The sequence below is a fragment of the Streptomyces sp. ALI-76-A genome (assembly GCF_030287445.1).
In the GTDB taxonomy this organism is placed as follows: domain Bacteria; phylum Actinomycetota; class Actinomycetes; order Streptomycetales; family Streptomycetaceae; genus Streptomyces.
This window is the reverse complement of record NZ_JASVWB010000002.1, coordinates 2,413,803-2,427,641: the sequence shown is the minus strand read 5'-3', so window position 1 is coordinate 2,427,641 and position 13,839 is coordinate 2,413,803. Positions and strand designations below refer to the sequence as shown.

General features: G+C 73.4%; 10 protein-coding genes and 1 riboswitch. All 10 genes read right to left on the bottom strand.

The features are described from left to right. Nucleotides 1-59: 59 nt before the first annotated feature. Nucleotides 60-791, bottom strand: a complete 732-nt coding sequence (gene cobI / locus QQS16_RS11880) for a precorrin-2 C(20)-methyltransferase (RefSeq protein WP_286061598.1) — start codon at nucleotides 789-791, stop codon at nucleotides 60-62. Next, a complete protein-coding gene (locus tag QQS16_RS11875; RefSeq protein WP_286061597.1) occupies nucleotides 788-2,245 on the bottom strand; it encodes a cobyrinic acid a,c-diamide synthase CobB in 1,458 nt (485 codons plus the stop codon). Before QQS16_RS11875 ends, cobI begins: the two co-directional genes overlap by 4 nt. Beyond that, nucleotides 2,245-2,853, bottom strand: a complete 609-nt coding sequence (gene cobO, locus QQS16_RS11870; protein WP_286061596.1) for a cob(I)yrinic acid a,c-diamide adenosyltransferase — start codon at nucleotides 2,851-2,853, stop codon at nucleotides 2,245-2,247. Before cobO ends, QQS16_RS11875 begins: the two co-directional genes overlap by 1 nt. Next, nucleotides 2,853-4,868, bottom strand: a complete 2,016-nt coding sequence (locus tag QQS16_RS11865; RefSeq protein ID WP_286061595.1) for a putative cobaltochelatase — start codon at nucleotides 4,866-4,868, stop codon at nucleotides 2,853-2,855. Before QQS16_RS11865 ends, cobO begins: the two co-directional genes overlap by 1 nt. After that, a complete protein-coding gene (gene cobN / locus QQS16_RS11860; RefSeq protein WP_286061594.1) occupies nucleotides 4,865-8,536 on the bottom strand; it encodes a cobaltochelatase subunit CobN in 3,672 nt (1,223 codons plus the stop codon). Before cobN ends, QQS16_RS11865 begins: the two co-directional genes overlap by 4 nt. After that, entirely contained in the window at nucleotides 8,533-10,041 is a 1,509-nt protein-coding gene (locus QQS16_RS11855; protein WP_286061593.1) for a cobyric acid synthase, read from the bottom strand. Before QQS16_RS11855 ends, cobN begins: the two co-directional genes overlap by 4 nt. Continuing rightward, nucleotides 10,038-10,979: a cobalamin biosynthesis protein gene (locus QQS16_RS11850; protein ID WP_286061592.1), complete on the bottom strand. Its 942-nt coding sequence runs from the start codon at nucleotides 10,977-10,979 to the stop codon at nucleotides 10,038-10,040. The genes QQS16_RS11855 and QQS16_RS11850 overlap by 4 nt, the downstream gene beginning before the upstream one ends. 101 nt (nucleotides 10,980-11,080) lie before the next feature. Continuing rightward, nucleotides 11,081-11,220, bottom strand: a riboswitch (cobalamin riboswitch). Between the two features lie 180 nt (nucleotides 11,221-11,400). Continuing rightward, nucleotides 11,401-11,622, bottom strand: coding sequence for a hypothetical protein (locus QQS16_RS11845; RefSeq protein WP_286061591.1), 222 nt, complete (start codon nucleotides 11,620-11,622; stop codon nucleotides 11,401-11,403). Between the two features lie 43 nt (nucleotides 11,623-11,665). Beyond that, nucleotides 11,666-12,916 (bottom strand): inorganic phosphate transporter, encoded by a 1,251-nt coding sequence (locus QQS16_RS11840; protein ID WP_286061590.1) that lies wholly within the window; start codon nucleotides 12,914-12,916, stop codon nucleotides 11,666-11,668. Between the two features lie 163 nt (nucleotides 12,917-13,079). Continuing rightward, nucleotides 13,080-13,829: a lysozyme gene (locus QQS16_RS11835; RefSeq protein WP_286061589.1), complete on the bottom strand. Its 750-nt coding sequence runs from the start codon at nucleotides 13,827-13,829 to the stop codon at nucleotides 13,080-13,082. Nucleotides 13,830-13,839: the final 10 nt, after the last annotated feature.

Genomic DNA, 13,839 nt, shown 5'->3' with positions numbered 1-13,839 from the left:
GGCTGTCCTCGTCGCGCTCGGCGCGTTCCTGATTCCGCCGGCCGGCGGCTGGACGGCGTTCACAGCTTGCCGCCCCGCCCCCCGTCGCGCCGCGGGGGCGCGATGAGCGTCGACAGGTAGGGCAGGGCGGCGCCGTCGAGGTCGGCGGCCGGCCGGATCGACTCGGACTCCAGTCCCAGCGCCGACCCCCACACGGCGTCGTCGAGCCGCCCGGTCTCCCGCAGCGCCTCGGCCACCTCCCGCGCCTGCCGCCCGAACTTGTAGGCGACGACGGTCCCGGGCCCGTTCAGCGCCTCCTTGAGCACGGCGGCCCCGGCGGTCACGGGCACCAGCGTCAGCGGCTCGGTGCCCTCCGTCAGCACCGCCCCCGAGCGCGCCGCGAGGTCCTGCATCGCGGTGATCCCGGGCACGGTCTGAACGACCGTCCCCGGCACCAGCTCGGTGATGGTCTGCGCGAGATAGGTGAAGGTCGAGTAGACGTTGGGGTCGCCGATGGTCGCGAAGGCGACACAGCCGTGCGCCGCCAGCAACTGGACCACCCGCTCGCCGGCCGCGTCCCACGCGGCCTCCCGCCGGCCCCGGTCGCTGCGCTCGTTGAGCGCGAACACGACCCGCAGGACCTTCTCCTGGGGCACATAGTGCAGGACGGTCGCCTCGGCCCGCCCCCGCTCGCCGGTGTCCATGACGGGTACGACGACCACGTCGGCGGCGCGCAGGGCGTTGACGCCCTTGACGGTCACCAGCTCCGGGTCACCGGGACCGACCCCGACTCCGATCAGCCTGCTGCTCATGACGTCCCGCACCTCTCCACGAACCGACGGGCGACACCGGGCTCGGACGCCCAGTGCGTGTGCAGATAACTCGCGTGCACACCCCGCTGTACGAATCCTTCGAGCCGCCGCCGAGGGGTGCGCACGCCCCAGGCGGCGACCTCCCCCACCCCGGGCTCCACCACGGTGCGATGGAACTCGTGTCCCCGCATCCGCGTCCCGGCCTCGGCGAGCACACTGTCGCTCACGGCCACGGCGTCCCGGTATCCGAGGGTGAGCCGCTCCGACATCCGGGCGGTGGCGTCGAGCACCCCGCACATGGGCCGCCCGTCCAGCTCACGGCACAGATACAGCAGCCCGGCGCATTCGGCGGCCACCGGGGCACCGCCCCGGACGAGTTCACCGATGGCCTCGCGCAGCGGCTCGTTGGCCGACAGCTCGGCGGCGTACACCTCGGGGAACCCGCCCCCGACGACCAGCCCGCCGGTGCCCTCGGGCAACCGCTCGTCCCGCAGGGGATCGAAGACGACGACCTCGGCACCGGCGGCGGCCAGCAACTCGGCATGCTCGGCATAGGAGAACGTGAACGCCGCCCCACCGGCGACAGCAACCCGCTTCAGCCCGTCCGGCGCTTGAGGACGAGGCCCGTCGGGCCGAAATCGGGGGTCCGGGGGCGCGGCCCCCAGTGGGGGTGCCCCCTCTGGGGGAGGGACGGGCAGGGGCGGCGGGGGCGAGGAGCCCAGCACCTCAGCCGCGTCCCAGGCCGCACAGGGCAACGCACCCGCGCTCCCCGCCAGCGCGGCCAACGCCTCCAGATCGCACCCCGCACGCACCTGTTCCGCCATCGCGGCAACCGCCTCCACCGCGGAGGCCCGCCGCTCGGCGACCGGCACCAGCCCCAGATGCCGCGACGGCGTCTCCACCTGCGGGGCCCGCCGCAGCACCCCCAGCACCGGCATCCCGGCCGAGTCCAACGCCTCGCGAAGCAGCTCCTCGTGCCGGTCCGACCCGACCTTGTTCAGGATCACGCCCCCGATCCGCACCTCCGGATCCCAGGACGCGAACCCGTGCACCAGCGCCGCCACGGACCGCGACTGCGAGGAGGCGTCGACGACCAGCACCACCGGCGCGCCGAGCAACTTCGCCACCTGCGCGGTGGACGCCAGCTCGCCCTCCCCGGCGGCCCCGTCGTACATCCCCATCACGCCCTCGACGACCGCGATGTCGCACCCGCGCGCCCCGTGCCGGAACAGCGGCCCGATCAGCTCCGGCCCGCACAGGTACGCGTCGAGGTTCCGCCCCACCCGCCCGGTGGCGAGCGCGTGGTACCCGGGGTCGATGTAGTCCGGCCCGACCTTGTGCGGGGACACGGCGAGCCCCCGCGCGGCGAACGCGGCCATCAGCCCCGTGGCCACGGTGGTCTTGCCGCTGCCGGAGGACGGCGCGGCGACGACCAGCCGGGGGACGGAGGACATCACCACTCGATGCCCCTCTGCCCCTTCTGGCCGGCGTCCATCGGATGCTTGACCTTGGACATGTCGGTGACGAGGTCCGCGAACTCCACCAGCTTCTCCGGCGCGTTGCGCCCGGTGATCACCACATGCTGGGTCCCGGGCCGATCCCGCAGCACGGAGACGACCTCGTCGGTGTCGATCCAGCCCCAGTGCATCGGGTACGCGAACTCGTCCAGCACGTACAGCTTGTAGGTCTCGGCGGCCAGGTCCCGCTTGACCTGCTCCCAGCCCTCCCGGGCCTTCTCCTCGTTGGTCGAGTTGTCACCCTGGATGTCCCGCTGCACCCAGGACCACCCCTCGCCCATCTTGTGCCAGGCGACGGACCCGCCTTCGCCACTGGCCCCCAGCACCCGCAGCGCGTTCTCCTCGCCGACCTTCCACTTCGCCGACTTGACGAACTGGAACACCCCGATCGGCCAGCCCTGGTTCCAGGCCCGCAGCGCCAGCCCGAACGCGGCGGTCGACTTGCCCTTGCCCACGCCCGTGTGCACCACGACCAGCGGCCGGTTCCTGCGCTGACGGGTCGTCAGACCGTCGTCCGGCACCACACTCGGCTGTCCCTGCGGCATTACGCGGCCCTCCCGGAGTTGCCCTGCACGTCCCTGACCAGCCCGGCGATCGAGTCCGCCCGCAGCTCGTCCAGCGTCACCGCCGTACCGCCCAGCTCACCCGCGAGCTGCCCGGCCAGCCCCAGCCGCACGGGCCCCGACTCGCAGTCCACGACCACGGAAGCGACCCCGTCGGCCGCGAACAGCCGCGCCGCCCGCCCGGCGAGCGCGACCGGCTCCGGGCCACCCGTGGCCCGCCCGTCGGTCACCACCACGACCAGCGCCCGCCGCGCCGGATCCCGCAGCCGCTCCACCCGCAGCACCTCGTGCGCCCGCAGCAGGCCCGCCGCCAACGGTGTACGCCCACCCGTCGGCAGCGACTCCAGCCGCACCGCCGCCGCGTCCACCGACGAGGTCGGCGGCAACGCCACATCGGCGGCCGACCCCCGGAAGGTCACCAGCCCCACCTTGTCCCGCCGCTGATACGCGTCCAGCAGCAGCGACAGCACGGCACCCTTCACGGCACTCATCCGCTGCCGGGCCGCCATGGACCCCGAGGCGTCGACCACGAACAGCACGAGGTTGCCCTCGCGCCCCTCCCGGGTCGCCTGCCGCAGATCGTCCCGGCGCACGACCAGCCCGCGCCCCGACCGCCCGCGCGCCCGCTGGTGCGGCGCCGCGGCCTGCACGGTCGCCGCCAGGTGCAGCTTGGTCAGCGCTCCCCGGGGCCGGCGCGCCCCGGTCGTCCGCCCGTGCTCGGTCCGCGCCCGGGACCGCCGCCCCGCGGCGCCTTCACCGAGGCCGGGCACGCTCAGCACCTTGGTACGGAAGGGCTCGGCGGCCCGCGCGGGCTGCTGCTCACCCGAGCCCGCGCCGGACGGCTGCGGCTCGCCGTCCTCCCCGGCCTCCGGCCGCGCACCGGTGTCACCACCCGTGTCACCGTCCTGCGGCCCGTCGGACCCGTCCCGCGGCGGCTGTCCGCCGCCCCCGCCCGGCCCGTCCGGACCGGGATCGTCGTCCTCCGGTTCCCCGAACTCCTCCAGGGTCTCGTCGAGCTTGTCCTCGTCGAGCCCCGGCGCGTCGAAGGGGTTCCGACGCCTGCGGTGCGGCAGCGCGAGCAGCGCGGCCTGCCGGACGTCCTCGGCGAGCACGTCGGTCCGCCCGGCCCACGCGGCCAGCGCGACCGCCGTGCGCGCCATCACGATGTCGGCGCGCATGCCGTCCACCTCGAACGCCGCGCAGGTCGCCGCGATCTGCCGCAGCGCCCCGTCGCCCAGCCGCACCGACGGCAGCAGCTCCCGCGCCGCCACGATCCGCGCCCGTACGGCGCCCTCCTCGTGGGCCCACCGCGCGGCGAAGCCGGCCGGGTCGTCGTCGTGGGCGAGCCGCCGCCGGACCACCTCCACCCGCTGGTCGGGCTCCCGCGAGGCCGCGACCTCCACGGTCAGCCCGAACCGGTCCAGCAACTGCGGGCGCAGCTCGCCCTCTTCGGGGTTCATGGTCCCCACCAGCAGGAACTTCGCGGCGTGCCGGACGGAGACACCCTCGCGCTCCACGTACGACGCCCCCATGGCCGCCGCGTCCAGCAGCAGGTCGACCAGGTGGTCGTGGAGGAGGTTGACCTCGTCGACGTAGAGGATCCCGCGGTGCGCGTCGGCGAGCAGGCCGGGCTCGAAGGCCTTCACACCCTCGGCGAGCGCCCGCTCGATGTCCAGGGCGCCCACGAGCCGGTCCTCGGAGGCGCCGACCGGCAACTCGACCATCCGCGCGGGCCGTTCGACCCCCGGCCCCGGCTCGTGCGGCCCGTCCGGGCACGCCGGGTCCGGCGCGGCGGGATCGCACGAGAAACGGCAGCCGGGGACGACGGCGACCTCCGGCAGCAGCACCGAAAGGGCCCGTACCGCCGTCGACTTGGCGGTGCCCTTCTCACCGCGCACCAGCACACCGCCGACCGCCGGGGACACGGCGTTCAGCAGCAGCGCGAGCCGCAGGTCGTCCTGGCCGACCACGGCCGTGAACGGGAACGGGGTACTCACTTGTCGTCGCCCTCCAAGTCGCCTTCCAGCTCCAGGTAGGTGGCCCGCAGCCGTTCCAGGGTGTCCGCGTCGGGCTCGGCCCACAGTCCGCGCTCGGCGGCCTCCAGGAGCCGTTCCGTGATGCCGCGCAGCGCCCAGGGGTTGGACTTCTTCATGAAGTCCCGGTTCTCCTGGTCGAAGACGTACTCGGCGCTGAGCTTCTCGTACATCCAGTCGTCCACGACCCCGGCCGTGGCGTCGTACCCGAAGAGGTAGTCCACGGTCGCCGCCATCTCGAAGGCGCCCTTGTAGCCGTGCCGCCGCATCGCCGCCATCCAGCGCGGGTTGACCACCCGGGCCCGGAAGACCCGGTGGGTCTCCTCGCCGAGCGTGCGGGTCTTCACCTGGTCCGGGGTCGCCGAGTCCCCCACGTACGCCTCGGGGCTCGCGCCCGTCAGGTGCCGGACCATGGCGACCATGCCGCCGTGGTACTGGAAGTAGTCGTCGGCGTCGACGAGGTCGTGCTCGCGGGTGTCGACGTTCTTCGCGGCCACCGCGATCCGCCTGAACGCCGTCTCCATGTCGCCGCGCGCGGCCCGCCCGTCCAGCCCGCGCCCGTAGGCGTAGCCGCCCCACACCGCGTACACCTCGGCGAGGTCGGCGTCGGAGCGCCAGTTGCGGGCGTCGATCAGCGGCAGCAGTCCGGCGCCGTACGCGCCCGGCTTGGAGCCGAAGATCCGGGCGGTCGCGCGCCGCCGGTCGCCGTGCTCGGCGGTGTCCGCGTCGGCGTGCGCGCGCACGTAGTTCTGGTCGGCGGGCTCGGCCAGCTCGGCCACCGCCCGCACCGCGTCGTCGATCAGCGCGACGACGTGCGGGAACGCGTCCCGGAAGAAGCCGGAGATGCGGACCGTGACGTCGATGCGGGGCCGCCCGAGTTCGGCCGGGGGCACGATCTCGAAGCCGGTCACCCGGCGCGAGGCGTCGTCCCACACCGGACGGCAGCCCAGCAGCGCCAGGATCTCGGCGATGTCGTCGCCCTGGGTGCGCATCGCGGACGTGCCCCACACCGTCAGGCCGACGGACTCCGGATACCCGCCGGTGTCCTGGAGGTAGCGCTGCACCAGCGAGTCGGCGAGGGCCTGCCCGACCTCCCAGCTCAGCCGGGACGGGATCGCCTTGGGGTCGACGGAGTAGAAGTTGCGGCCGGTCGGCAGCACGTTGACCAGCCCGCGCGTGGGCGAACCGGACGGCCCCGCCGGGACGTAACCGCCGTCCAGCGCCTTGAGGATGTGCCCGATCTCGTCGGTGGTCCTCTCCAGACGCGGCACGACCTCGTTGCACGCGAACTCCAGTACGGCGACGGCGTCGGGAAGTCCGGTGCCGATGACCTCCCGCACGAGAGGTGCGCTCTCGGCGGCGGCCCACCCGCGCGCCTCCATGCCCTCGGCGAACCGCCGGCACAGCTGCTCCAGCAGATCGATGGCGTCGGCGGCCGAGCGGGCCGGGCCCTGGACGAGGTCCGTCAGCTCCACCGGGACCTTGACCGGCGCCCCGGGCTCGGCCAGCAACTCCTTCTCGGTGAGCCCGAAATGAGTCGCGAGACAGGCCCGCAGCCCCGGCAGGGCGTTCGCCTGCCCGCCCCACACCTGCGAGGCGCGCAGCACGGCCAGCACCAGGTTCACCCGGGCCTCGCCGACCGGTCCGCCGCCGAGGATGTGCAGGCCGTCCCGGATCTGGACGTCCTTGATCTCGCACAGATAGCCGTCGATGTGCATGACGAACTCGTCGAACGCCGCGTCGTCCGGCTGGTCCTCGACATGCAGGTCGTGGTGGAGCTCCGCCGCCTTCACCAGCGTCCAGATCTGCGCCCGCACCGCCGGTGCCTTCGTCGGGTCCAGGTCGGAGACGAGCGCGTACTCGTCGAGCAGCTGCTCCAGCTTGGCCAGGTCGCCGTAGGTGTCGGCGCGGGCCATCGGCGGCACCAGGTGGTCGACGACGGTGGCGTGCCCGCGCCGCTTGGCCTGGGTGCCCTCGCCCGGGTCGTTGACGATGAAGGGGTAGACCAGCGGGAGTTCACCGAGGACGGCGTCCGGCGCGCAGCCCCTGGACAGCCCCAGTCCCTTGCCCGGCAGCCACTCCATCGTGCCGTGCTTGCCCATGTGGACGATCGCGTCGGCCCCGAAGCCGCCCTCTGATGTCGCAGCCTCCAGCCACCGGTACGCCGCCATGTAGTGGTGCGAGGGCGGCATGTCGGGGTCGTGGTAGATCGCGATCGGGTTCTCGCCGAAGCCGCGCGGCGGCTGGATCATGACGACGACGTTCCCGAACTGGAGGGAGGCCAGCACGATGTCGTCGCCGTCCACGTACAGGCTGCCCGGAGGCTCGCCCCACGCCTCCAGCATGGCGTCCCTCAGGCCCGCGTCGAGGCGGTCGAACCAGGCCCGGTAGTCGGCGAGCGGCACCCGCGCGGGCGCGGCGGCGAGCTGCTCCTCGGTGAGCCATTCGACGTCGTGGCCACCGGCGTTGATCAGCCGGTGGATCAGCTCGTCCCCGTCGTCGGGGTGCCCCTCGACGACGTACCCGGCGTCCCGCAGCGCGTCCAGCACCCGGACCGCCGAGACGGGCGTGTCCAGCCCGACCGCGTTGCCGACGCGCGAGTGCTTGGTCGGGTAGGCGGTGAAGACGAGCGCGAGCTTCTTCGCGGCGTTCGGCTTGTGCCGCAGCCGGGCGTGCCGTACGGCGATGCCGGCGACCCGCGCGGCCCGTTCCGGGTCGGCGACGTACACCGGGACCTCGTCCGGGCCCTCCTCCTTGAAGGAGAACGGCACGGTGATCAGCCGCCCGTCGAACTCCGGGATGGCGACCTGCATCGCCGCGTCCATGGGGGACAGGGCGGCGTCGGACTCCTCCCAGGCCTGCCGGGACGAGGTCAGGCACAGGCCCTGCAGCACGGGGACGTCGAGATCGGCGAGGGCCCCGATGTCCCAGGCCTCCTCGTCACCGCCGGCCGAGGCCTGCGAGGCGTGGGCGCCGCCGGCGGCGAGGACGGTGGCGATGAGGGTGTCGGCCTTGCCGAGGATCTCGTACAGCCCGGGATCGGCACCGCGCAGCGAACCGCAGTACACGGGCAGCGCGTTGGCGCCCCGGGCCTCGATCGCGTCGCACAGCGTGTCCACGAAGGCGGTGTTGCCGCTGAGGTGGTGGGCGCGGTAGAAGAGCACGCCGACGGTCGGACGGCCGTCCTGGAGCACACGCTCCCCGTGGACGCCGTACTCGGGCATCTTCCGCGGCTCGTCGAACCCCTCACCGGTCAGCAGCACGGTGTCGGAGAGGAAGCGCGCCAGCTCGGTGAGGTTGGCGGGGCCGCCCTCGACGAGATACCGCAGCGCCTCGGCCACCACACCGGCGGGCACCGACGACTCGGCCATCAGCTCCGCGTCGGGCACGGTCTCCCCGCCGAGGAGGACGGTGGGGACGCCCGAGGCCCGCAGGGCGGCGAGCCCGTCCTCCCAGGCCCGCTTGCCGCCGAGCAGCCGTACGACGGCGATGTCCGCGCCGTCGACCAGCCCCGGAAGTTCCTCCGCCACGTCCACCCGGGTCGGGTTGCCGATCCGGTAGGAGGCGCCGGAGGCGGCCCGGGCCGCCAGCAGGTCCGTGTCGGCGGTGGACAACAACAACACTGTGCTCATGCGGGCGCTCCCGGTGGGATGAAAGGCAGTCCTTGCGGCGCGCCGGACTCGATGAGCCGCCACAGCGCGTCGGTGTCCGCGTGCTGTTCGATCAGGTCGCCGAGCCGGTCGAGCTGCTCCTCGCGCAGCGCGGCGAACGAGGTGTCGGCGGCCGGCACGAAACGGCGGCCCGCGGCGGCCGCCACCTCGCGCAGGAACGCCCGCCGGAAACCGTCCGACTCCAGCGAGCCGTGCCAGTGGGTGCCCCAGGTCTGCCCGACCCGGCAGCCGTCCAGGAAGGGTTCCCCGCCCATGACCTCGGCGACTCCGTGGTGGATCTCGTACCCCTCGACGTGTTCGCCGAGGGCCTCGCCGACCGGCCGGGTGAGGGTCTTCTCGCGGGCGAACCGGACCCGCACGGGCAGGACGCCGAGTCCGGACACGTGTCCGCGCCGGCTCTCGACCTCGTCCTCGATGTGCTCGCCGAGCAGCTGGAAACCGCCGCAGAGCCCGAGGACCGGCCGCCCCTCCGCGGCCCTGCGCCGCAGAGCCGCCGCGAGCCCCCGCTCCCGCAGCCACTCCAGCGCCCGTACGGTGCCCCGGGTTCCGGGGATCACCACGAGGTCGGCGTCGGCCAGTTCCTCCGGCCGGTCCACGAACCGCACGACGACGCCCGGCTCGGCGGCCAGCGCGTCCACGTCCGTGAAGTTGGACATCAGCGGGACCGCGCAGACGGCGACCCGCAGCACGTCCTCGCCGACGGGCGGCGCGACGTTCGACTCCCGGACCGTCCCGCGCAGGGAGACCCGCAGCCCGTCCTCCTCGTCGATCCCGAGCCCGTGCCGGAAGGGCAGGACGCCGTAGGTGTGCCGCCCGGTGAGCCCGTGCAGCATGTCCAGCCCGGGTTCCAGCAGGGAGACGTCCCCGCGGAACTTGTTGACGAGGAACCCGGCGACGAGTTCCTGGTCCTCGGGGGACAGCAGGGCGACGGTGCCGAAGAAGGAGGCGAAGACCCCGCCGCGGTCGATGTCGCCCACCACCAGCACCGGCAGCCGCGCGTTGCGCGCGATCCCCATGTTGACGATGTCCGTCCGCCGCAGGTTGATCTCGGCGGGACTGCCCGCCCCCTCACAGATCACCGCGTCATACGTGCCCCGCAACTCGGCCAGACAGTCGAGCACCGTCCCGAGCAGCCGCTGCTGCCGCCCGCCGTGATAGCCGCGCGCACTCATCTCGCCCACGGGCTTCCCCATGAGCACCACCTGGCTGCTCTGCTCGCCGCCCGGCTTGAGCAGCACCGGATTCATCAGCGCGGTCGGCTCGACCCGGCAGGCCTGCGCCTGCATGGCCTGCGCCCGCCCGATCTCGGCGCCCTCCCGGGTGACGAACGAGTTGAGGGACATGTTCTGCGCCTTGAAGGGCGCGACCTTGACACCCTGCCGCAGCAGCCACCGGCAGATCCCGGCGGTGACGACGCTCTTGCCGGCGTCGGAGGTGGTACCGGCGACCAGGAGACCACCGTTCACGAGGCACGCCCCTTCATCACGTGTCGTGCGGCGACCGTGAGCCCGAGCGCGAGCAGGCCCACGCGCCGCGAGAGCCGTACGGCCCGCTCGACGTCCTCGGTCACCACGGCCCGCCCCTCCGTGTTCAGCACCGGCCGGTGCTCGACCCGGCCGCCGTACGACAGCGTGCCGCCCAGCCGCACCCCGAGCGCCCCCGCGAACGAGGCCTCGACGGGTCCGGCGTTGGGGCTCGGATGCTGTGCCGCGTCCGTCCGCCAGGCGCGCACGGCACCGCGCGGATCCGGTCCGGCCAGCGCCGCGAGGACGGCGGTCAGCCGCGCGCCGGGCCACCCGGCGACGTCGTCGAGCCGTGCGCAGGCCCACCCGTAGCGCCGGTACCTGGGTGACCGGTGCCCGACCATGGCGTCGAGGGTGTTGACCGCCCGGAACCCGACCAGCCCCGGCACACCGCCCACGGCCCCCCACACGAGCGCCCCCACCACGGCGTCGGAGGTGTTCTCGGCGACCGACTCCACGACTGCCCGCGCGATCCCGTCGGCGTCCAGGGCCTGTGGATCCCGCCCGCACAGATGCGGCAGCCGCGCCCGCGCGGCCTCGACGTCCCCCGCCTCCAGCGCCCGCCCGACGGCCCGGGCCTCCCGCGCCAGCGAGGTGCCCCCGACGACGGCCCAGGTGGCGGCACCGGTCAGCGCGAGGGAGGCGGTGGGGGAGGGACGTACGGCACGGGCGGCGACGGCCCCGAGGGCGACTGCGCCGCCGGCGCACACCACGGCGTGCAGCGCGCCCCACCCCCGGTGGTCCCGCCACAGCACCCGTTCCACGGCGCCCGCGGCCCGCCCGAACACGGCGACCGGGTGCCCGCGGTGAGGATCACCGAGGAGCAGGTCACCGAGGAGCCCGGCGGCGGCGCCGTACGCGTAGACGCGATCGGCACGCATGGAGTCAGCCGACCGCCGTCACGGACGGGGAGCTGACTCTGGACCTCGAACGGCAGCCGAGCATGGCGATATGTCCTCACTCAGGGTGTCCACGCCCTGGTTCGACGAGACCGGCGACGAGAGTTCCTGGCTCCCGGGGCTTTCTGCCCCGGTGACAGTGGCGGGACCGCGCCGGACTCGCACCGGCTTCCTCTTCTGCCGCCGTACATGGCTCCGGCAGTCCACCACGGGGTTGGAAGGGCCGTCAACCTGCCGTTGACCTGCGCGGGGGGACTGTGCAGAACCCCACATCGCCGACGTGACCACGGGCGCGTGGGCACCGGCCCGACGGGCAGGCGCCGTGCCGGACGACGGCCCCGGAACGCCGCCGGGCGGGTACGGAACCGATGTTCCGTACCCGCCCGGCGGTCAGGCCCCGGTCTCAGGCCACGATCAGGTAGATCCCGTACGCGACCGCCGCGGTGCAGGCCACGAAGCAGGCGTAGGCGCCCGTGACCGCGAACGCGGCCGAGCCGCCCTGCTGCGTGGCCCGTTCCTGGCGCGACAGGCCCATGATGCCGAGGGTGAACAGGCCCACGAGGGCCACGGTGACCACGAGGCTGACGCCGAAGACGGAGCCGAGGGCCGCATAGTCGATCTTCATGCTGCTTCTTCCTTCGTACCGGTTCGTGCCTGGGGGGCGGGGCTCAGACGGTGGTCGTGGCCGACGGGGCCGAAGGGTCGGCGGCCGACGCGCCGGCCGGAGCCGGGATCATGGCCGTCAGGTCCTCGGCCATCGCGCTCGTCGGCGGCGGGGCCACCGCGGCCATCGCCGTGGTCACCACTCCGGCCGGTTCCTCGACCTCGTTGACGTTCGTGTGGTCGACGACCTCGCGACGGGAGATCTTCCAGATCGCGGCGCTGGAGCCGACGAGGAAGACCGCCACGAGCGCCGTGCCCCAGGCGCCGAAGCCGGTCACGTACTCCGCGATCGCGCCGACCAGGGCCGCGGCGGGCAGGGTCAGACCCCACGCCACGAACATCCGGGTCGCCGTCGACCAGCGGACCACGCCGCCCTTGCGGCCGAGGCCCGCGCCCATCACCGCGCCGGAGACGGAGTGCGTGGTGGAGAGGGAGAAGCCCAGGTGGGAGGAGGCCAGGATGACCGTGGCCGCGCTGGTCTGGGCGGCGAAGCCCTGCTGCGGCTGGAGGTCGGTCAGGCCCTTGCCCATGGTGCGGATGATGCGCCAGCCGCCGAGGTAGGTGCCGAGCGCGATGGCCACGCCCGCGGAGAGGATGACCCAGGTGGGCGGGTCCGAGTCGGGGGCGACGGCGCCGCCGGCGACCAGCGCCAGAGTGATGATGCCCATCGTCTTCTGCGCGTCGTTGGTGCCGTGGGCCAGCGAGACCAGGCCCGCCGAGGCGATCTGACCCGCCCGGTAGCCCTTCTCCGCCGCCTTGCCGTCGGCCCTCTTGCCGAGCTTGTACGACAGACGGGTCGCGAGCATCGCGGCCAGGCCCGCCACGAGCGGAGCCGCGATCGCCGGGATCAGGACCTTGGTGACGAGCACGTCGCCGTGCACCCCGCCGAAGCCCGCCGAGGCGACGGTGGCGCCGATCAGGCCGCCCATGAGGGCGTGCGAGGAACTGGAGGGAAGTCCGACCAGCCAGGTCAGCAGGTTCCAGAGGATCGCGCCGACCAGGGCGGCGAAGATGACCTCGGGACGGATGCCGCTCTCGTCCACGAGACCCTTGGAGATCGTGTTGGCGACCTCCACGGAGAGGAAAGCGCCCACAAGGTTGAGCACGGCGGACATGGCCACCGCGACCTTGGGCTTGAGCGCGCCGGTCGAGATGGTCGTGGCCATCGCGTTGGCGGTGTCGTGGAAACCGTTCGTGAAATCGAACGCGAGTGCGGTTACCACCACAATCGCGAGGATCAGCGAGAAGTTTTCCATTTACCCAGGCAATCGTTCGAGGTCGTTGGCCGGACGAATGTAAGTAACCTGAGTGAACGGAAGGTGAACTGGGGCAGGCCGCACGGTGTCCGGAAGCTGCGGTTCTCGCATCGCCGCGCCTCGGCCGGCTCTCCGGGGCCGGTTCGTCCCGGGCGCCCCTTGGCTATTCGCCGTCGGCGAACCTCCTCAGCCGGCTCAGGGATCCGTTAAAGAGATTCTGGTCACCTGGCAGGCTGCCGCCGTCGTCGTACTGCCAGATCGTCCAGGACGACCACCCGGCCGGCAGTGGACCCGGGTCCGCCGCGCCGTAACGGGCCACCCACAGCGGGTGCCGGGCGGCGAGGGCGCGACTGCCGCCGGTACAGGTGTTCCACCAGTGCGTGGTGGTGTAGATCACCGGACGGCGGCCGGTGTGCCGCTCCACCTCGTCGCTGAACGCCGTGATCCAGCCGGTCATCCGGGTGGCGCTCAGCCCGTAGCACATGCGCCTCCTGTCGTACGGGTTGTACTCGATGTCGAGCGCGGGCGGCAGTGTCCAGCCGTCGGCGCTCCAGCTGCCGCCGTTGCGCAGGAAGTGGGCCGCCTGCGCCGTGCCCGACGACCGGTCCGGCAGCGCGAAGTGGTACGCCCCGCGGACGATGCCCGCCTCGCGCGCCCCGTCGTACTGCCCGCGGAAGTAGGGATTGCGGTAGGTGTGCGACTCGGTCGCCTTGACGTAGACGAACGCGGCGCCCCTGGACCTGGCCCGCGGCCAGTCGACGCTCTTCTGGTGGGAGGAGACGTCGTGCCCCTTCGGCGGGCTCGCGGCCGAGACCGGCGTCCCGGCCGCCGCGATTCCCCCCACGGTGAGCGCCGCCAGACAGACCGCCAGGACGCGGCGGTGGCGGCGGAGCGGTGTGCGATCACGGGCCATCTGTCCCCCC

What these genes read in the sequence shown, in the direction of transcription:
- cobI (WP_286061598.1), bottom strand. Translation starts at nt 791, where the DNA reads ATGAGCAGCAGGCTGATCGGAGTCGGGGTCGGTCCCGGTGACCCGGAG.
- QQS16_RS11875 (WP_286061597.1), bottom strand. Translation starts at nt 2,245, where the DNA reads ATGTCCTCCGTCCCCCGGCTGGTCGTCGCCGCGCCGTCCTCCGGCAGC.
- cobO (WP_286061596.1), bottom strand. Translation starts at nt 2,853, where the DNA reads ATGCCGCAGGGACAGCCGAGTGTGGTGCCGGACGACGGTCTGACGACC.
- cobN (WP_286061594.1), bottom strand. Translation starts at nt 8,536, where the DNA reads ATGAGCACAGTGTTGTTGTTGTCCACCGCCGACACGGACCTGCTGGCG.
- QQS16_RS11850 (WP_286061592.1), bottom strand. Translation starts at nt 10,979, where the DNA reads ATGCGTGCCGATCGCGTCTACGCGTACGGCGCCGCCGCCGGGCTCCTC.
- QQS16_RS11845 (WP_286061591.1), bottom strand. Translation starts at nt 11,622, where the DNA reads ATGAAGATCGACTATGCGGCCCTCGGCTCCGTCTTCGGCGTCAGCCTC.
- QQS16_RS11840 (WP_286061590.1), bottom strand. Translation starts at nt 12,916, where the DNA reads ATGGAAAACTTCTCGCTGATCCTCGCGATTGTGGTGGTAACCGCACTC.
- QQS16_RS11835 (WP_286061589.1), bottom strand. Translation starts at nt 13,829, where the DNA reads ATGGCCCGTGATCGCACACCGCTCCGCCGCCACCGCCGCGTCCTGGCG.